The 18,029-nt window shown below is 70.5% G+C and carries 17 protein-coding genes; 8 read left to right on the top strand and 9 right to left on the bottom strand.

Annotated features, from left to right (window positions below):
- Positions 1–3: 3 nt before the first annotated feature.
- Positions 4–663: a response regulator transcription factor gene (locus tag ABZ796_RS17220; protein WP_357338430.1), complete on the bottom strand. Its 660-nt coding sequence runs from the start codon at positions 661–663 to the stop codon at positions 4–6.
- Between the two features lie 118 nt (positions 664–781).
- Here ABZ796_RS17220 and ABZ796_RS17215 point away from each other — a divergent pair, with 118 nt between their 5' ends.
- The 8 genes from ABZ796_RS17215 (at position 782) to ABZ796_RS17180 (ending at position 10,579) form a co-directional block, all read left to right on the top strand.
- Positions 782–2,983: a TRAP transporter fused permease subunit gene (locus ABZ796_RS17215; protein WP_357338429.1), complete on the top strand. Its 2,202-nt coding sequence runs from the start codon at positions 782–784 to the stop codon at positions 2,981–2,983.
- 26 nt (positions 2,984–3,009) lie between these two features.
- The gene (locus ABZ796_RS17210) at positions 3,010–4,005 is read left to right on the top strand and encodes a TAXI family TRAP transporter solute-binding subunit (protein ID WP_357338428.1); all 996 of its coding nucleotides are present in this window, start codon (positions 3,010–3,012) and stop codon (positions 4,003–4,005) included.
- Positions 4,006–4,107: 102 nt separating this feature from the next.
- Positions 4,108–5,286: an acyl-CoA dehydrogenase family protein gene (locus ABZ796_RS17205; RefSeq protein ID WP_357338427.1), complete on the top strand. Its 1,179-nt coding sequence runs from the start codon at positions 4,108–4,110 to the stop codon at positions 5,284–5,286.
- Positions 5,283–6,455, top strand: coding sequence for a CoA transferase (locus ABZ796_RS17200; RefSeq protein WP_357338426.1), 1,173 nt, complete (start codon positions 5,283–5,285; stop codon positions 6,453–6,455). The genes ABZ796_RS17205 and ABZ796_RS17200 overlap by 4 nt, the downstream gene beginning before the upstream one ends.
- The gene (gene lhgO / locus ABZ796_RS17195; protein ID WP_357338425.1) at positions 6,452–7,666 is read left to right on the top strand and encodes an L-2-hydroxyglutarate oxidase; all 1,215 of its coding nucleotides are present in this window, start codon (positions 6,452–6,454) and stop codon (positions 7,664–7,666) included. The genes ABZ796_RS17200 and lhgO overlap by 4 nt, the downstream gene beginning before the upstream one ends.
- Positions 7,663–8,622 carry a dihydrodipicolinate synthase family protein gene (locus ABZ796_RS17190; protein WP_357338424.1) on the top strand — a complete coding sequence of 320 codons (960 nt, stop codon included), beginning with the start codon at positions 7,663–7,665 and terminating at the stop codon, positions 8,620–8,622. The genes lhgO and ABZ796_RS17190 overlap by 4 nt, the downstream gene beginning before the upstream one ends.
- A 1-nt stretch (position 8,623) precedes the next feature.
- Positions 8,624–9,409, top strand: coding sequence for an SDR family oxidoreductase (locus ABZ796_RS17185; RefSeq protein ID WP_357338423.1), 786 nt, complete (start codon positions 8,624–8,626; stop codon positions 9,407–9,409).
- Positions 9,410–9,505: 96 nt separating this feature from the next.
- On the top strand, positions 9,506–10,579 hold the full coding sequence (locus ABZ796_RS17180; protein WP_357338421.1) for a hypothetical protein: 1,074 nt from the start codon (positions 9,506–9,508) through the stop codon (positions 10,577–10,579).
- Positions 10,580–10,607: 28 nt separating this feature from the next.
- Here ABZ796_RS17180 and ABZ796_RS17175 read toward each other — a convergent pair whose 3' ends face one another.
- Genes ABZ796_RS17175 through ABZ796_RS17140 form a run of 8 tightly spaced genes read right to left on the bottom strand, consistent with a single transcriptional unit; the run spans position 10,608 to position 18,028 of the window.
- Positions 10,608–11,183 (bottom strand): NADPH-dependent FMN reductase, encoded by a 576-nt coding sequence (locus tag ABZ796_RS17175; RefSeq protein ID WP_357338420.1) that lies wholly within the window; start codon positions 11,181–11,183, stop codon positions 10,608–10,610.
- A gap of 42 nt (positions 11,184–11,225) precedes the next feature.
- Entirely contained in the window at positions 11,226–12,893 is a 1,668-nt protein-coding gene (locus ABZ796_RS17170; protein WP_357338419.1) for an FAD-dependent oxidoreductase, read from the bottom strand.
- Positions 12,871–13,149 carry a UBP-type zinc finger domain-containing protein gene (locus ABZ796_RS17165; RefSeq protein WP_357338418.1) on the bottom strand — a complete coding sequence of 93 codons (279 nt, stop codon included), beginning with the start codon at positions 13,147–13,149 and terminating at the stop codon, positions 12,871–12,873. Before ABZ796_RS17165 ends, ABZ796_RS17170 begins: the two co-directional genes overlap by 23 nt.
- Entirely contained in the window at positions 13,149–13,598 is a 450-nt protein-coding gene (gene trxC / locus ABZ796_RS17160; RefSeq protein WP_357338417.1) for a thioredoxin TrxC, read from the bottom strand. The genes ABZ796_RS17165 and trxC overlap by 1 nt, the downstream gene beginning before the upstream one ends.
- Positions 13,595–16,231 (bottom strand): ATP-dependent chaperone ClpB, encoded by a 2,637-nt coding sequence (clpB, locus tag ABZ796_RS17155; protein ID WP_357338415.1) that lies wholly within the window; start codon positions 16,229–16,231, stop codon positions 13,595–13,597. The genes trxC and clpB overlap by 4 nt, the downstream gene beginning before the upstream one ends.
- A complete protein-coding gene (locus ABZ796_RS17150) occupies positions 16,222–16,542 on the bottom strand; it encodes a chaperone modulator CbpM (RefSeq protein ID WP_357338413.1) in 321 nt (106 codons plus the stop codon). Before ABZ796_RS17150 ends, clpB begins: the two co-directional genes overlap by 10 nt.
- A complete protein-coding gene (locus ABZ796_RS17145; protein WP_357338411.1) occupies positions 16,539–17,516 on the bottom strand; it encodes a DnaJ C-terminal domain-containing protein in 978 nt (325 codons plus the stop codon). Before ABZ796_RS17145 ends, ABZ796_RS17150 begins: the two co-directional genes overlap by 4 nt.
- A complete protein-coding gene (locus ABZ796_RS17140; protein WP_357338410.1) occupies positions 17,516–18,028 on the bottom strand; it encodes a nucleotide exchange factor GrpE in 513 nt (170 codons plus the stop codon). The genes ABZ796_RS17145 and ABZ796_RS17140 overlap by 1 nt, the downstream gene beginning before the upstream one ends.
- Position 18,029 lies beyond the last annotated feature (1 nt).

The following is an 18,029-nucleotide window of genomic DNA, read 5'->3' as shown; positions in this document are numbered from 1 at the left end:
GCATCACTCCTGCGTGATGACGCGGTAGCCGACGCCGCGGACCGTCGCCACCAGACCCGGCCGACCCAGCTTGGAGCGCAGCGCCGAGACGTGGACGTCGAGCGTTCGCGAGGCACCTACCCAAGCGGTGTCCCAGATCCCCTCCATCAGGGTCTCCCGGGTGACGGTGTCTCCGGCCGCCTGCACGAGCATGGAGAGCAGGTCGAACTCCTTGCGGGTCAGGGCGACCTCCTCCCCCGCGACGGTGACCCGGCGCGTCCCATGGTCGAGATGTACGTCACCGACCTGCTCCACGAGCTCGGTCGGCCGCTGCCCCACGCGTCGCATGACGGCATCGATCCGGGCGAGGAGCTCGGCGAGCCGGTAGGGCTTGGTGACGTAGTCGTCCACGCCCGAGCGGAGGGCGGAGACGACGGTGAGCTCGTCCCTGCGAGCGGTCACCGCGATGATCGGCACGTCGACCCGGGTCCGGAGCTGGCGGCACAGGGCCAGCCCGTCCTGGTCGGGCAGTCCCATGTCGAGCAGGACCAGATCCACGCCCTCGAGAAGCTCCAGCGCCTCGGCCGCGGTGCCGGCCCGGCGTACGTGGAGGTGCACGCGTTGCAGGGCAGGCATCAGCGCCGCCACCACCCGGTCGTCGTCCTCGACGAGCAGGACTCGCATCTCACCTCACCTGCCCGACACACGTGCCAAGGAGCTCGATCGGGCCAACGTTAGAACTCTGTAAAGTCTCGCGCCCGAACCGGAAGATGTGACGCACGACACTCATAAGTTACGCAGCATGCCAGTCACCCCCTCAACCCGCCAACCGGGTTCTCAGGTCGACGTCGACAGCCTCGTGGCGGACTACGACGAGGAGAAGCCGTCCCGGAGCCTGTCGCCGCGCCTGGAGCTCGTCGTCGGGCTGTGGTGCTTCCTGGTCGCCCTGTTCGTGCTCCGTCAGGTCTTCGACCCCCTCGACCAGGGCAGCCAGTACTACCTGATCCTCTTCCTCGGTGTGACGCTGCCTCTCGTCTTCCTGACCTATCGGATGCGGGGACGTCGCGATTCAGCGAACCCCCACGCTCAGCACGCGGACATCGACCCAGGGCTCGCCACGCCTCACGGCAACACGAACCGACCTGCCGACAACCCCGGTGTCGTCGACTGGCTGTTGGCCGCCACCGCCCTGGTCGTGGGCCTCTACCCGGTGCTTCCGGTCCCGCTGACGGACATCGGCTTCGGCGGGTTCGGGGGGTTCCTCGACCGCCAGGGCTCGCTGCTCACCCTCGACGTCGTGGCCGGGACCGTGTTGCTGGTGCTGGTGCTGGAGGCCACCCGGCGTACGACAGGGCTGGTGCTGCCGGCCGTCTGCGCCGTCTTCTTCGCCTACGCCTACTTCGGCGGCTACCTGCCCATCGGCTGGAGCATCAGCCACATCGGGCTCAACCTCGATCAGATCATCAATGCGCTCTACAACGAGGCCTCCGGCTTCTTCGGCGTGCCTCTCGACGTGGCGGCGACCTACATCGTGCTGTTCACGATCTACGGCGCCGTGCTCGATCGGATGGGGGCGGGCCGGTTCTTCGTGGAGTTCAGCTTCTCCCTGTTCCGCAGGTCCGGGTCGGCCCCTGGTCGCACCGTGGCCACGTCCGGGTTCCTGCTCGGCACCGTCTCCGGTTCGGGGACGGCAACCGCGGTCACCCTCGGCTCGTTCGCCTGGCCGATCCTCAACCGGGCCGGCTATCCGAAGGAGGCGGCCGGAGGCATGCTGGCCGCGTCCGGCATCGGCGCCATCCTGTCGCCACCGACCATGGGAGCAGCGGCGTTCATCATCGCCGAGTATCTCGGGGTCTCCTACGTATCCGTGCTGGTGTGGGCGATCGTTCCCACGCTCCTCTACTACCTCGGCATCTTCCTCGCCGTCGAGATCGATGCCCGCCGGTTCGGGGCGCGTCGCGTCGAGCTCGCGATCGGCAACCCCCTGCGGCTGCTCGCCCGCTCCGGATATCACTTCATCAGCCTCGGCGTGATCGTGTTCTTCCTCGCCATCGACATCCCACCGTTCCGGGCCGTCGTCTACGCCACCTGCGTCGCCGCGCTGTTCGGGCTCCTCGAGGCGGTGCTGTCCCGTCGCCCGGTGGTCAGCGGCTTCGACGACCACGACCTCGAGCAGGAGCGGATGGCGCTCGGGGAGTCCCTCGAGGACTACGCCCGCCGCATGTACGAGGCCCTGAGCACCGGCATCCGCTCTGCGCTACCCGTCATCGCGGTGTGCGCCGCCGCGGGCGTGATCACCTCGGTCATCGCCAAGACCGGCCTGGGACAGGTCCTGTCCAGCATCCTGGTCGACCTGGCCTCGCTGCTGTCGTTCAACGACGCGTCGCTGCTGGTGCTCTCGGCGCTGTTCTCCGCGTTCGCGATCCTGCTGCTCGGTCTCGCGGTGCCCGTGACGGCGTCGTTCATCCTCAGCTGGGTCATCATCGGCCCGGCACTGATCTCGCTCGGCGTGGATGCCCCGCAGGTGGCGATGTTCATCTTCTACTACGCGGTGCTCTCTGAGGTCTCGCCGCCGACGGCGCTCGCCGCGGTGGCCTCCTCCGCCATCACCGGCGGCAAGGTCATCCCGACGATGATGCAGGCCTGCAAGTACACGCTGCCCGCCTTCCTGGCCCCGATCGCCTTCGTGGTCACCGACAACGGCGCGCACCTTCTCTCCCGCGGTGACTTCATCGACATCGTCTGGACCTTCCTGGTGGCCGGGTGCGCGGTCGGCGCCCTCGCCATCTGCACGACCGGATGGATCCTCGGCCCCACGAACCTTCTCGAGCGCGCCCTGTGCCTGCCCGCCGCGCTGCTGCTGCTCTACCTGGTCCCGACCTCCATCGCGCTGGGCTTCGCCCTGCTCGCCATCGCACTGGTGCTCCATCTCATCCGCCGCAGGGCGACCGGCGCTACGGCCGACGAGCAGGACCACACCAGTCCCGACCCGACGTACGCATGACCCCAACCCCCAAGAAAGGCAACCCCATGAAGCGCATCACCCCGCTCGCCGCGATCGCGGTCGCGGCTGCCACGGCTCTCGCTCTGACCGCCTGCGGTGGCCAGCAGAGCCGGCAGCAGGCAGGCTCCGGCGCCGACGAGAGCAGCTGCGACGCCGGCCAGGGCCGCATCTCGATCGCCACCGGAAACTCCACCGGCGTCTACTACGTCGTCGGCGGCGGCATGGCCAAGGTGATCAACGACGAGACCGACCTGAAGGTCACCGCCGCCGAGACCGGCGCCTCGGTCCAGAACATCGAGCAGGTCGTCGCCGGCAACTACAACGTCGGCTTCTCGCTCGCGGACTCCGCCGCCGACGCGGTCAACGGCGAAGCCGACTTCGAGCAGCCGCAAGACATCTCGACCCTGGGCCGCATCTACTCCAACTACACCCACGTGGTCGTCCGCAAGGATGCCGGCATCGACTCCGTCGAGGACTTCGCCGGCAAGGCCATCTCGACCGGTTCTCCCGAGTCGGGCACCGAGGTCATCGCCAACCGACTGATCGAGTCCGCGGGCCTCGGGCTGTCGGACGTGAAGCGCCAGCGACTCGACCTGACCAAGACCGTCGACGGCATGAAGGACGGCTCCATCGACGGACTGGTGTGGTCCGGCGGCCTCCCCACCCCGGCGATCACCGACCTCTTCACCTCGATGGGTGACAAGGTCGAGTTCATCGACGTCACCCCGCTGCTCTCGAAGATGCAGGAGGTCAACGAGGTCTACGAAGAGGCGTCCATTTCGGGCGACACCTACGAGCTGGACGAGGACATCCCGACCATCGTCGTGCCCAACGTGCTGGTCGTGAAGAACGACATGCCCGACAACCTGGCCTGTGCGCTCACCACGCTGCTGGTGGAGCAGAAGGACAAGCTGGTCCAGATCCACCCGGCCGCCACCGAGATCGACCCCGCCACCATGGCCGAGACCGGGCCGATCCCGCTCCACCCCGGTTCCGAGCGCGCGCTGGCCGACCTCGGCTGACCGCCGCCAGGGTGGGTCGGCACAGCCCGTGCTGCGCCGGCCCACCCTCCTCAGACCCGACCGCACCGATTCCAGCCCACCGCATCCCAAGGAGACTGCCCCGTGACCGCCCGCACTTCCCAGACCCCGCTCGAGCTGTTCGCCACCGACTCGCTGATCGGCGAGGAGGAGCGGGCGATCCGCGACACGGTACGGCGATTCGTCGAGGACCGGATCAAGCCGGAGGTCGCCGACTGGTACGAGTCGGGCTCGATCCCGGCCCGTGACCTGGCCAAGGAGCTCGGCGCGCTGGGCGTGCTCGGCATGCACCTGGAGGGCTATGGCTGCGCGGGCACCAGCGCCACGGCGTACGGCCTGGCCTGTCTGGAGCTGGAGGCGGGCGACTCGGGGCTCCGCTCCCTCGTCAGCGTTCAGGGGTCGCTGGCGATGTTCGCGATCTGGAAGCACGGCAGCGACGAGCAGAAGCAGGAATGGCTTCCGCGGATGGCGGCCGGCGAAGCCATCGGCTGCTTCGGCCTGACCGAACCGGACTTCGGCTCCAACCCCGCCGGCATGCGCACGCGCGCGGTCCGGGACGGGTCGGACTGGAGACTGACCGGGAACAAGTTGTGGATCACCAACGGCTCGGTGGCCGACGTCGCGGTGGTGTGGGCACAGACCGAGGACGGCATCCGCGGGTTCGTCGTCCCCACCGACACCCCGGGCTTCTCGGCGCCGGAGATCAAGAAGAAGATGTCGCTGCGCGCCTCGGTCACCTCCGAGCTCGTGCTCGACGACGTCCGGCTCCCCGCCGACGCGGTGCTGCCCGGGGTCACCGGCCTGTCGGGGCCGCTCTCGTGCCTCAACGAGGCCCGCTACGGGATCGTCTTCGGCGCGCTGGGCGCTGCCCGCGACAGCCTCGAGACGGCGATCGCCTACTCGAAGGACCGCGACATCTTCGACAAGCCGCTGGCGGCCTACCAGCTGACCCAGGCGAAGCTCGCCGACATGGCTCTGGAGCTCGGCAAGGGCATGCTGCTCGCGCTGCACCTGGGCCGCCTCAAGGACGCCGGCACGCTGCGGCCCGAGCAGGTCTCGCTCGGCAAGCTCAACAACGTCCGCGAGGCGATCGCCATCGCCCGCGAGTGCCGCACCATCCTCGGCGCCGCCGGCATCACCCTGGAGCACCCCGTCCTGCGCCACGCCAACAACCTGGAGTCCGTGCTCACCTACGAGGGCACGAGCGAGGTCCACCAGCTCGTCATCGGTCGTGCCCTGACCGGAGAGGCGGCCTTCCGGTGACCCGAGGAGCACTCTCCGGCGTACGCATCGCCGACTTCAGCCGGGTCCTGGCGGCGCCGTACGCCACGATGCTGCTGGCCGACCTGGGCGCCGAGGTGGTGAAGGTCGAGCGACCGGGTGACGGCGACGAGACCCGCTCGTGGGGTCCGCCGTGGTCCGAGGACGGCGAGTCGACGTACTTCCTCTCGGTCAACCGCAACAAGGAGTCCCGGGCGATCGACCTGCGCTCCGCGGAGGGGCGACGCGCGGCACGTGACCTCGTCGCGCGGTGCGACGTCCTCGTCGAGAACTTCCGCGACGGCACGATGGAGCGGCTGGGCCTGGGCTACGACGCCCTGTCCGCCGAGCACCCGGGCTTGGTCTACTGCTCGATCACCGGCTTCGGATCGCGCGAGGGCGCCTCGCTCCCCGGTTACGACCTGGTGGCCCAGGCCGTCGGCGGGCTGATGTCGGTGACCGGTACGCCGGAGTCCGGGCCGGTCAAGGCCGGCGTGGCACTGGTCGACGTGATCACCGGGCTGCACGCGACCATCGGGATCCAGGCCGCCCTGCGCCACAAGGAGCGCACCGGGCAGGGGCAGCGCGTCGAGGTCAACCTGCTGTCCTCGCTCCTCTCGGCGCTGTCCAACCAGGCCTCCACCTACGTCACGACCGGCCAGGTGCCCCAGGCGCTCGGCAACGTACACCCGAGCATCGCGCCGTACGAGCTGCTCGCCACCGCGGACCGGCCGCTGGCCGTCGCCGCGGCGAACGACAAGCTCTTCACCCTTCTCGCCGAGGGCCTGGGCCGGCCGAAGCTGGCCGACGACCCGCGCTTCGCGACCAACGCCGACCGGGTGGCCCACCGCGCCGTGCTGGTGGCCGAGCTCGAGGACGTCTTGAAGGAGCACCCGGCCGACCACTGGTTCACCGAGCTGTCGGCGCTGGGGGTCCCGTGCGGCCCGATCAACGACCTGGGCCAGGCGTTCGCCCTCGCCGAGCGACTCGGCCTGGCACCGGTCGCCGACCTCCCCGGCGAGGGTCGGGACCCGGTCCCGACCGTCGCGCACCCGATCACGCTGTCGGCCACGCCGGCGACCTATCGGAGCGCACCCCCACGCCTCCCCGGTCGTACGCCGCCCATGGACGACCCGACGAGCGGCCCCGTGGCCGCTGAGGAGACCCCATGACGGCCCTCAGGGTCGCCGTGGTCGGCGGCGGCATCATCGGCACCGCGGTCGCACGGCACCTGGCACGCCGCCACGACGCCGCGGTCACCCTGCTGGAGAAGGAGAACCACCTGGCCGCGCATCAGACCGGCCACAACAGCGGCGTGGTCCACGCCGGCCTCTACTACGAGCCGGGGAGCCTCAAGGCGACGCTGTGCCGCCGAGGTGTCGCGCTGCTCCAGGAGTTCGTCACCGAGCACGCGATCGCCTACGACGAGTGCGGCAAGGTCGTGGTGGCGCTCTCGGAGAGCGAGGCCGGACGCCTCGACGCACTGCACCGGCGCGCCGTCGCCAACGGTGTGCCGGGCATCAGGATCGTCGAGGCCGACGAGCTGCGGGCGATCGAGCCCCACGCTGCCGGGGTGCGAGCGATCCACTCGCCGCAGACCGCGATCGTCGACTTCCCTGCGGTGACCGAGGCCCTCGCCGGCGAGCTGCGCGACGCGGGCGGATCGGTGCGCCTCGGTCACGAGGTGACCGCCCTGACGGAACGCACCGACGGCGTACGCGTCGAGACGACGAAGGACGAGGGCGAGCACGACCTGGTCATCGTCTGCGGCGGGTTGCAGAGCGACCGGCTCGCCGTCCTGCTGGGTGAGAGCCGCGAGCCGCGGATCGTCCCGTTCTACGGGGACTACTTCGTCGCCGACGCGGGCCAGCGCTCGCTGGTGCGCGGGATGATCTACCCGGTGCCGGACCCTCGCTACCCGTTCCTCGGCGTCCACGTCACCCCGAAGATCGACGGCACCCTGACACTCGGCCCCAACGCGTTCCTCTCGCTCGGGCGCGAGTCCTACGAGCGCGGCAGGGTCGTTCCGCGTGACGTGCTCGAGGCCGTCGGCTTCCCCGGATTCTGGCGCTTCGCCTCCCGGAACGTGGCGGCAGCGGTCCGGGAGTCCCGCACCGCGTTGAGCTCCCGCCGGTTCATCGAGGAGGCCCGCAGGTACGTGCCCGACCTCGACCCCGCCGGGGTTCGGCGCGGCGGCCGCGGGGTCCGCGCCCAGGCGATGGACGACGCCGGCCGCCTCGTCGACGACTTCGTGATCACCGGCACCGACCGGGTGGTGCTGGTCCGCAACGCACCGTCTCCCGGAGCCACCTCCGCCCTCGCCATCGCCGAGCACGTCGTCGACGAGGCGCTGCGGCGCCGTAACGGAAGGACATCTCGATGACTCCCCCACCCCTCTCCCCCGGCCTCTGGGGCATCCTGGCCACGCCGTTCCACGGCGACCGGCTCGCGGTCGACCTCGCCTCGATGCGTACCGAGGTGGACCTCTACCTCGGCGTCCCTGCCCAGGGACTGGTCGCCCTCGGTGTCTTCGGCGAGGGCGCCGCCCTCGACTCGGCGGAGCAGACCGCGGTCGTCGCCACCGTCGCCGAGCAGGCGCCCGGCCTCCCCCTGACCGTGGGGCTGTCGGCGCGGACGACCGCCGTCGCGGTCGAGCAGGCGCGCACGGCAGCAGCCGCGGCCGGGCCCGCGCTCGCCGGGCTGATGGTGCAGGCGAACACGCCGGACCCAGCGGTGCTGGCCCGACATCTGCAAGCGATCCACGACGAGGTCGGTGCCGGCATCGTGCTGCAGGACTACCCGGTGGCCTCCGGCATCCGGATGACCGACGCCCAGGTGCTCGAGACCGTGAACGCATGTCCGTTCATCGTCGCGGTGAAGTCCGAGGCACCGCCCACGGCTCTCGCGATCGCCCGTCTGAGCGCACACACCGACATCCCGATCTTCGGCGGGCTCGGTGGCGTGGGGCTGATCGACGAGCTCGCTGCCGGCGCCGCCGGCGTGATGACGGGCTTCTCCCATCCCGAGGGGTTGCGGGCAGCCCTCGACGCCTGGCACGAAGGCGGGTACGACGCCGCCCGGGCCGCGTTCGCGCCCTGGCTGCCGCTGGTCAACTACGAGGCACAGCCGGGCATCGGACTCTCGTTGCGCAAGGAGATACTGGCCAGGCGCGGCGTCATCGCCGAGGCGGCGGTACGGCCGCCGAGCCCCACCGCACCGGAGGAGCTCCTACGCTTGGTGCCCGACCACCTGGCGGCGGTGCAGGAGCTGCTCCCCACGACGAGCCGAAACCTCCTGGTCGGCGCCTCCCACCACCACCCGACAGAAGAACGGAGCTGACATGGACACCGGACTCACCGGACGCACCGTGCTGATCCCTGGATCCACCTCGGGTCTCGGGCTCGCCAGTGCCCGAGCCTTCGCGGCAGAGGGCGCCCACGTCGTCATCGCCGGGCGCCGGGCCGCGCTCGCCACGGCAGAGGCGGAGGCGCTCGCCTCCTCGCCCGGCTCTGCCGTCGGCCTGGAGTGCGACCTCACCGTCACCGGCGCCGCGGAGCGCCTGGTCGAGCAGGCCACGCACGCCTACGGCCCGATCGACGTGCTCGTCCTCAACAGCGGCGGCCCGCCGGCCGGGTCGGCCGTCGACGCCACCCCGGAGGCGGTGGAGTCGGCGATGCTGACGCTCCTCCAGCAGCAGATCCGACTCGTACGCGCCGTGCTGCCCGGAATGCAGCAGCGGGCCTGGGGCCGGATCGTGGCGATCGGGTCGAGCGGCATCCAGCAGCCGCTCGACAACCTGGCGTTGTCCAACACCGGCCGCGCCGCGCTGGCCGGCTACCTGAAGACGCTGGCCGGCGAGGTGGCGAGCAGCGGCGTCACGGTCAACATGGTGCTGCCCGGCCGGATCGACACCGACCGGGTCGCCGCGCTCGACCAGACTCGCGCCGACAAGACCGGGGCGAGCACGAGCGAGGTGCGGCGTACGGCCGAGGCCGGCATCCCGGTGGGCCGGTACGGCACCCCCGAGGAGTTCGCCGCCGCTGTCGTGTTCCTCGCGTCGGCGCCCGCCTCGTACATCACCGGCGAGCAGCTGCGAGTCGACGGCGGCCTGGTGCGGTCGTTCTGAACGGGCGCGTCCCTTGCTTCACGCCGCACGCTGATCCGACACTGACACCATGACACACGCACGTCGAGACCAACGGCGCAGCCGGGCCGCTACCCGATGAGCGCAGATGAGGTGGTGATCGGAATCATCTCGGCTCCGGGGGCGGCCACCGAGCTCTCGTCGGTGCTCGCCGACGACCTGCACGCCGAGCTGAGCTTCCACGTGCCGACCGTCCGGTGGCGGGAGGCCATCGTGGTCGACGCCCTCGTGCATCCACCGTCCGACGACGCCGCCCTCGTCGACGCGGCGAGGGACCGGCTCCTGAAGGAGGGCTGGGACCTGGTCGTCTGTGTCACCGATCTGCCGCTGCAGGCTCACCGGCGACCGGTGGTGGCTCACGCGAGTCCCCTGCACGGCGTGGCTCTCGTGTGCCTGCCGGCGCTCGGCGCCGTCGGACTGCGCAGACGCACCCGTGACACGGTCGTCGGGCTCGTCCGGACCCTGCTCGGGGACACGGCGGACGGCGACATCTCGGGCCGTGTCGCCGGGCTCGGACGCCGCGCCAGCCAGCTCGGCAGGAACCAGCAGCCGGGCGAGGACGGCGGCGTGATGTTCACCGCGAGAGTCCTCAGCGGGAACCTGCGGCTCCTGACCGGAATGATCCGGGCCAACCAGCCCTGGAGACTCGCGATCGGACTGTCGAGAGCGCTGACCGCCGCCTTGGCGACAGCGGTGTTGGCCCTCGTCACCCCCGACATCTGGCAGCTGAGCGCCGCGCTCGGCTGGATCCGACTCTCGGCGATCGGGCTCGGGTCGCTCGCGGGGATCACGATCGCGCTCATCGCGGGGGCCGGTCTGTGGGAGCGCACGTCGCATCCGGCCGGTCGCAAACAGGTGACCCTCTTCAACCTGGCTACGACGGCGACGGTCGTCCTCGGTGTGCTCTTCCTCTACGTCGCACTGCTCCTGCTCGCGCTCGCGACCTCACCGATTCTGGTGCCTGCACAGCTCCTCGAGGAGGGCATCGGCCATGCCGTGCGAGCCGGCGACTACGTGAAGCTGGCGTGGCTCACCAGCTCTCTGGCAACGCTGGGTGGCGCTCTCGGGGCGGGTCTGGAGAGCGACGACGTGGTCAGGGCGGCCGCCTACACGTACCGACAGGAATCGCCGCAGAGCAGACCGCAGGAGTGACCAGGCCCCGTCAGGCCCATCAGCCCCATCAACCTCGTCGGCGCGGTAGGACGGTGAGGACCATGTCGATGTAGGTGCGGAACTCGGCCATGTACGTGCGGAGGAACTCTCGGGTGGAGTCGGCGGTGATCTCGCCGTCGTCCCGGAAGACGTCGGGAGAGTACTGGATGTACGCCTCGGGCGAGGTCATCTGGCGAGCGTTGCAGAAGCTGAGCACACCGCGCAGGGTCTGTTGGCCCATGGCGGTGCCGATCTGGCCGATGGAGGCTCCGATCACCGCGGCCGGGACGTGGTCGAAGGAGTTCTGTCCCCAGGGTCGGGACGCCCAGTCGATCGCGTTCTTCAACGCTCCGGGGATGGAACGGTTGTACTCGGGGGTGACGAAGAGCACCGCGTCGGCGGCGGCGATCGACTCCTTGAGCGCTCGGGCCGCGGGCGGGTAGTCGCTGTCGAAGTCCGGGCTGTACAGCGGCAGGTTGCCGATGGCGATCTCGCCGAACTCCAGGTCGTCCGGGGCCACCCGGATGAGGGCCCGGGACAGGACGCGGTTGATCGACGTCGACGACAGGCTTCCGACGAAGTAGCCGACCTTGTAGGTGCTCATCTGTTCCTCCTGCTCTCGTACTTCTCGGCGGGCGGCGTGCCCTCACCGACGTCCCGCGGCTTCCAGGAACTCATGGACGTGGCGGATCGCGACCGAGCCCTCGCCGACGGCAGAGGCGACGCGCTTGACCGAGCCACTGCGTACGTCACCCACGGCGAACACGCCCTGACGCCGGGTCTCGAACATGCCGTCGGGGCCGTCGGCCGCGGGCCCGGTGAGGACGAACCCCTTCGTGTCCAGCGGGATCGCTCCCTGGAGCCAACCCGTGTGTGGGGCCGCACCGATCATCACGAACAGGGCTGTCGTCGCGACGCGCTGCTCCTCACCCGAGTCGAGGTGGCGAATCAGGACCTGTTCGAGCGCGTTCTCCCCGATGAGCTCGCCCACCTCGCTGTTGCGCCAGACCTTGATGCGTGGCGACTGCTCGACGCGGTCGGCCAGATAGCGGGACATGTCCCTGCCCAGGTCGTCGTGGCGGATGACCAGGTTGACCACCGGCGACTGACGGGCCAGGAAGCAGGCCGCCTGGCCGGCCGAGTTCCCGCCGCCCACGACGGTGACGGGGTCCTGCCGGCACAGCCGGGCCTCGAACTCGGTGGCCGCGTAGTAGACGCTGCCGCGCTCGAGGCGGTCCGTCCCCGGCACGTCGAGACGCCGGTAGCGGACACCGGTGGCGACGAGCACGGCGTGGGCGATGAGGGGGTCCCCCTCCGCCAGCCCGACCACGTGATAGCCGTCGGCCCGGGTGAGCGAGGTGGCCTCACCCGGGATGCTGAAGACGGCGCCGAACTTGCGGGCCTGCACCACGGCGCGGTCGGCCAGCTCGGCCCCGCTGATACCGGCCGGGAAGCCCAGGTAGTTCTCTATCTGGGACGACGTGGCCGCCTGGCCTCCGGTGGCGAGTGCGTCCAGGACGACCGTCGAGAGTCCCTCGGAGGCGGCGTAGACCGCCGCGGCCAGCCCACCGGGGCCGGCGCCGACCACGACGAGGTCGTACGCCGCCCTGCTCGGCGCCGCTCGTAGCCCGATGAGGTCGGCCAGCTCGGAGGGGCTGGGGTTTCGCAGAACCGTCCGCCCCTTCCAGATCACGACGGGGGTCTGATCGGGCGGGATGTCGAACGCCCGCAGGGTCGCCTCTGCCTCCGGGTCCTCCTCCACGTCCTCCCAGCGGCAAGGGATGCGGTTGCGACTCGCGAAGTCCCTCAGCAGGCGGGTGCTGGCTGAGTAGCGGGAACCGATGATCCGGAGGCCGGCGCCTATGTCGGCATAGATGGTGCGTCGCAGGAGGAAGGCCCGCAGGATCAGATCTCCGAGCGCCTGATCCTGGGTGACCGCCTCCTTGAGCCGGCCATAGGGCACCTCGAGGACCTCGACGTCGGTCTGGGCGACGGCGGTGACGTAGACCGCTTGCCCGGTCAGGATCGACAGGTCACCCACGAAGCGACCCCGGCCGTGAACGGCGATCACCCGCGGCTCTTCATCCGGACCGTCCTCCTGGACGACCCGGACTCTGCCGTCCAGCACGACGAACAGGCCGCAGTCGCGGTCCCCCTCGCAGAACAGCGTGGTGCCCTTGGTCAGCGCCTTCCGCTCGCCGTACTGCGAGAGCAGCATGATCTGTTCATCGCTGAGCCGGGGGTAGGCGCCGGTGGTGTCAGGGGTCTCGGGCAGGTCGGCGAGCTCGGCCTCAGACGAACTGCTCGTCGACATAGCACCATCTCCAGTTCTCCCCGGGCTCGATCGAACGCACGATGACGTGGCCCGTCCCGGCGGCGTGAGCGCGCGCGTGTCGCATGGGTGAGGAGTCGCAGCAGCCGACCTGGCCGCAGGTCAGGCACTGGCGCAGGTGCACCCAGGGGGTGCCGAGCCGCACACACTCCGCACAGGCGCGCTGGGCGGGTGGCGGCACGGGCTGGATGATCCCGAGGTGCGGGTCGGCGCCGACGCGCGTCGGGCTGGCGGTCATCACGACCTCCTGGGGAGCTTGGACTCGAGCCAGGAACGCAGCTGGTGCACCGGGAGGGCGCCGATCTGCGTGTCGACGACCTTGCCGTGGTCGAGGAGGACCAGCGTCGGGATCGACCGGACCTCGAACCTCGCGCTCACCGCAGGGTTGTCATCGGCGTTGACCTTGACCAGCTTGAGGTTGCCGGCCAGCTCGCCGGCCAGCTTCTCCAGCGCCGGGCTCACCATCCGGCAGGGGCCGCACCACGGCGCCCACACGTCGACCAGCACGGGCAGGCTCGACTCCTCGACGACGGCGTGGAACTCCTCGTCGCCGGCGTCCACCACCCAGGGCAGCGGAGTGCCGCACCTCCCGCACCGGGGCGTACCTTCGGCGACCGCCGGAACCCGGTTCTTGGCTCCGCAGTTGCCGCACTCGACCTTCGTCGACTTCTCGGTCGTCGCGTTCATGCCACGGCCCGCTCTTCTGACCGGTCGCCGACCGCGGTCACCGCGATCTTCCCGTCGACGACGTCGACCGAGATCGCGCCTCCGTCGGCCGCGTCCCCGCGCAGCAACGCTCGCCCGACCTGGGTCTCCACCTCGCGGGAGATGAGCCGTCGCAGCGGGCGGGCGCCGTACGCCGGGTCGAATCCCTGGTCGGCGATGAAGCGTCGCGCCGCGGGCGTGACGTCGAGAGTGATCCGCATGCCGGCCAGCCGCTCGTGCAGCTCCTCGAGCTGGAGGTCGACGATGCGCTCGATCTCGGCGAGCGTCAGCGGCTTGAACATCACGATCTCGTCGACGCGGTTGAGGAACTCCGGGCGGAAGTGCGACTGCAACGTTCGCATCACCATCGAGCGCGCCTCGTCCTTGACCTCACCGTCGGCGGTGACCCCCTCGAGCAGATGTTCCGAGCCGATGTTGGAGGTCATGATCAGGACGGTGTTGCGGAAGTCGACGGTCCGGCCCTGGGAGTCGGTCAGCCGGCCGTCGTCGAGCACCTGGAGCAGCGTGTTGAAGACGTCGACGTGAGCCTTCTCGATCTCGTCGAGCAGGACCACCGAGTAGGGCTTGCGACGTACGGCCTCGGTGAGCTGACCGCCCTCCTCGTAGCCGACGTAGCCGGGAGGTGCGCCGACCAGCCGGCTGACGGTGTGCCGCTCCTGGTACTCGCTCATGTCGATCCGGACCATGTTCTCCTCGGTGTCGAACAGCGCGGCCGCCAGCGTCTTGGCCAGCTCCGTCTTGCCGACGCCGGTGGGGCCCAGGAAGATGAACGACCCGATGGGCCGCTGGGGGTTCTTGATGCCGGAGCGGGCCCGGACGACGGCGTCGGCGACCACCTGGACGGCCTCGTCCTGGCCGATGACACGCTCGTGGAGCACCTCGTCGAGGCGGAGCAGCTTGTCGCGCTCGCCTTCCTGCAGACGCGTGACCGGGATACCGGTCCAGCGCGAGACGATGTCGGCGATCTCGTCGGCGGTCACGACCTCGCGCAGCAGCCGGCGGCCGCCCTGCTTGCCGGCGAGCCGGGACTCGGCCGCCTCCAGCCGCCGCTGGATCTCCGGCAGCCGGCCGTGCCGCAGGGATGCCGCTCGGTTGAGGTCGTACTCACGCTCGGCCCGCTCGCTCTCCAGCCGCACCTGCTCCAGCTCCTGGCGAAGGGACTGCACCTCGCGCAGGGCCGACCGTTCGGCCTCCCACTGCGCGCGCAGGGCATCGGCCTCGGCCCGCGCATCGGCCAGCTCCTTGCGCAGCTCCTCGAGGCGGGCCCTGCTCGGGGCGTCCTCCTCCTCCGAGAGCGCCGCCTCCTCGATCTCCATCCGGGTCACGCGCCTGGTGAGCTCGTCGAGCTCGGCAGGCATCGAGTCGATCTCGGTGCGCAGCATCGCGCAGGCCTCGTCGACGAGGTCGATGGCCTTGTCGGGCAGGAAGCGGTCCGAGATGTAGCGGTGACTCAGGGTCACCGCTGCCACCAGGGCGCCGTCGTGGATCTTCACGCCGTGGAAGACCTCGAGGCGCTCGCGGAGCCCACGCAGGATCGAGACGGCGTCCTCCTCGTCGGGCTCGTCGACGATGACCGGCTGGAACCGGCGCTCGAGGGCCGCGTCCTTCTCGATGTGCGTGCGGTACTCGTCGAGGGTGGTCGCGCCGATCATGTGGAGCTCGCCGCGGGCGAGCAGCGGCTTGAGCATGTTGCCGGCGTCCATCGCGCCCTCGCCGCCGCCCGCACCGACCACCGTGTGCAGCTCGTCGACGAACAGCAGGATGTGCCCCTCGGCGGACTGCACCTCGTTGAGCACGGCCTTCAGCCGTTCCTCGAACTCGCCGCGGTACTTCGCCCCGGCGACGAGAGCCCCCATGTCCAGGGCGAAGACCGTCTTGTCCCGCAGGCCCTCGGGTACGTCGCCGTCGGCGATCCGCTGAGCCAGGCCCTCGACGATCGCCGTCTTGCCCACGCCGGGCTCGCCGATGAGCACCGGGTTGTTCTTGCTCTTGCGCGACAGGATCTGGACGGTCCGGCGGATCTCGGAATCGCGGCCGATCACCGGCTCGAGCTTGCCCGACGCCGCCGCCGCGACGAGGTCGCGGCCGTACTTCTCCAGCGCCTCGTAGGTCCCCTCGGGGGTTGCCGACGTCACCCGCTGGTGACCGCGCACCTCGGTCAGGGCGCTCAGGAACCTGTCCCGGTTCAGGCCCTGAGCGTGGAGGAGCCGCCCGGCGGCTGCCCCTGAGCCTTCCTCCACCAGCGCGATCACGAGGTGCTCGACCGAGACGTACTCGTCCTTGAGCCTGCGGGCCTCTCGGTCGGCCGTGTCGAGCAGCCGCGAGAGGCGCTGGGTGATGTGCACCTGCCCGGGAGTCACGCCCGGCCCGCTGACCCGCGGGCGGCGGCCGAGCTCGGCTTCGAGCTCCTCGCGCAGCCGGTCCGGATCAGCCCCCGCCCGGGCGAGCAGCGGCGCGACCAGGCCCTCGGCCTGATCGAGCAGGGCGAGCAGCAGATGCTCGCCGTCCACCTCGACGTGGCCGAAGCGCAGCGCCTTGGTCTGGGCGTCGTGCAGAGCCTCCTGCGACTTCTGGGTCAGTCTGTTCATGTCCATGGGGCGTCTCCTCGTCGTGCCGTGCGTTGTTGTGCCTTCTCCAGCTCGGCGATCCTGTCGAGCAGCTCGACGACCAGCCCGATGGCGCAGTAGCTGAGGTTCAGACTCATCCGCAGCCGCTGGATCCTGGCCATCTCCTTCACCTGGGACGGGTGGAACCACAACCGGCCCTGCGCATCGCGGGTGATGTCGAGCAGGCCGAGGGCGACCAGGCGCCGGACAAGCTCTGGATGTACGCCGGTGACCTGTGCGTAGCTCTCGAGGCTGAGCCGGTAGGGCCGGGCGAGAGCGAAGTGCGTGATCGCTGTCATCGTCTACTCCTCGCGTCGAAACGGGACACCTTCGCGAGCTCTTCGAAGAGGCGTTGCTCCTCGTCGGTGAGGGTCTTGGGCAGGCGTACCTGCAGCTCGGCGTAGAAGTTCCCCGGCTCGCCTCGTCGGTGCGGAAGCCCGCGGCCCTTGAGCCGCAGCCGGCGGTGGCTGGAGGAGCCCGCCGGGACCTTCACCGTGGCGGTTCCTCCGGGAGTGTCGATGGACACAGACGCCCCCAGGGCGGCCTCCCAGGGAGTGATCGGTAGGAGTGCGTGCAGGTCGCGACCCTCGACCCGGTAGCGCGGGTGGTCGGCGATCCGGACCACCAGGTAGAGGTCGCCGGCCGGCGCCGAGCCGCTGCCGGGGCCGCCCTGGCCGCGCAACCGGATCCGCTGGCCCTCGACCACGCCCGCCGGAATGGTGACGTCGAGCGTGCGAGGGCCGTCGGGACCGGTGATCGTGAGGCTGCGCTCGGTGCCGTGGTAGGCCTCCTCGACCGAGACCTCCACCTCGGCCTCGTGGTCGGAGCCCGGGACCGGGCCCGGTCCCCAGCCGCCGCGGGTGCGACCGCCCCCTCCTCGCCCGCCGAAGATGCCCCCGAGCAGGTCCTCGATGTCGATCTCGTCACCGAAGTCGACGGCTCCGAAACCTCCCGACGTGCCGGTCGCGGACGACCAGCGGCCGCGTGCCCCTGCACCGGCGTCGGCGTAGGTTCGGGCTTGCCGCCAAGCGGCCGGATCCGTGTCAGGCGGGACGCGCCGGAAGTCCTCGCCGAAGGCGTCGTATCGCCGACGCAGCTCGGGATCCGAGAGCACGTCGTAGGCCTCGGCGATGTCCTTGAACCGTTCCTCGGCCTCGGAGCTCTTGTTGACGTCCGGATGGTTCTGGCGCGCCAGCTTGCGATAGGCGCGTTGGATGTCGGCCGGTTCGGCGTCGCGGGAGACCCCGAGGATCTCGTAGAAGTCCTTGGCCATCAGGATGCCCTGGTTGCGACCACGACCGCGGCCGGACGTAGGAGCCTGTCGTCGGGCCCGTAGCCGGGGCGCACGACCTGCGCCACGGTCCCGGGCACCAGCCCCTCACCGGAGACGGTGCCCACCGCCTCGTGCACGGCAGGGTCGAAGGCCCGGCCGTCGTCGTCGCGACGTGGGTAGCCGAGGTCGGCCAAGACGGCGAGCGCCTGCGCGAGCACGGCTCGGACCCCCTCGACCACCGAGTCGGGTTCGGACGATGCGTGCTCGAGCGCGCGCTCCAGGTTGTCCAGGACGGGCAACCAGCTGGTGGCCACGGCCGCCCGTTCCTGCTCGCGGCCACGGGCCACGTCGCGTGCGCAACGCTTGCGGAAGTTGTCCAGCTCGGCAGCCGTACGCCGCCAGGAGTCCTCCAGCTCGGCGATCTGGCGCGCCTGGTCGACAGGCTCGGGCGCGTCGTCCGCCGGGGCCTCGTCGCCCAGGGCCTCGGTCGTCGGTGCCTCGTGATCAGACATG

It is taken from the genome of Nocardioides sp. NPDC047086 (assembly GCF_040643685.1).
Lineage (GTDB): Bacteria > Actinomycetota > Actinomycetes > Propionibacteriales > Nocardioidaceae > Nocardioides.
This window is presented reverse-complemented; position numbering and strand designations above follow the sequence as displayed.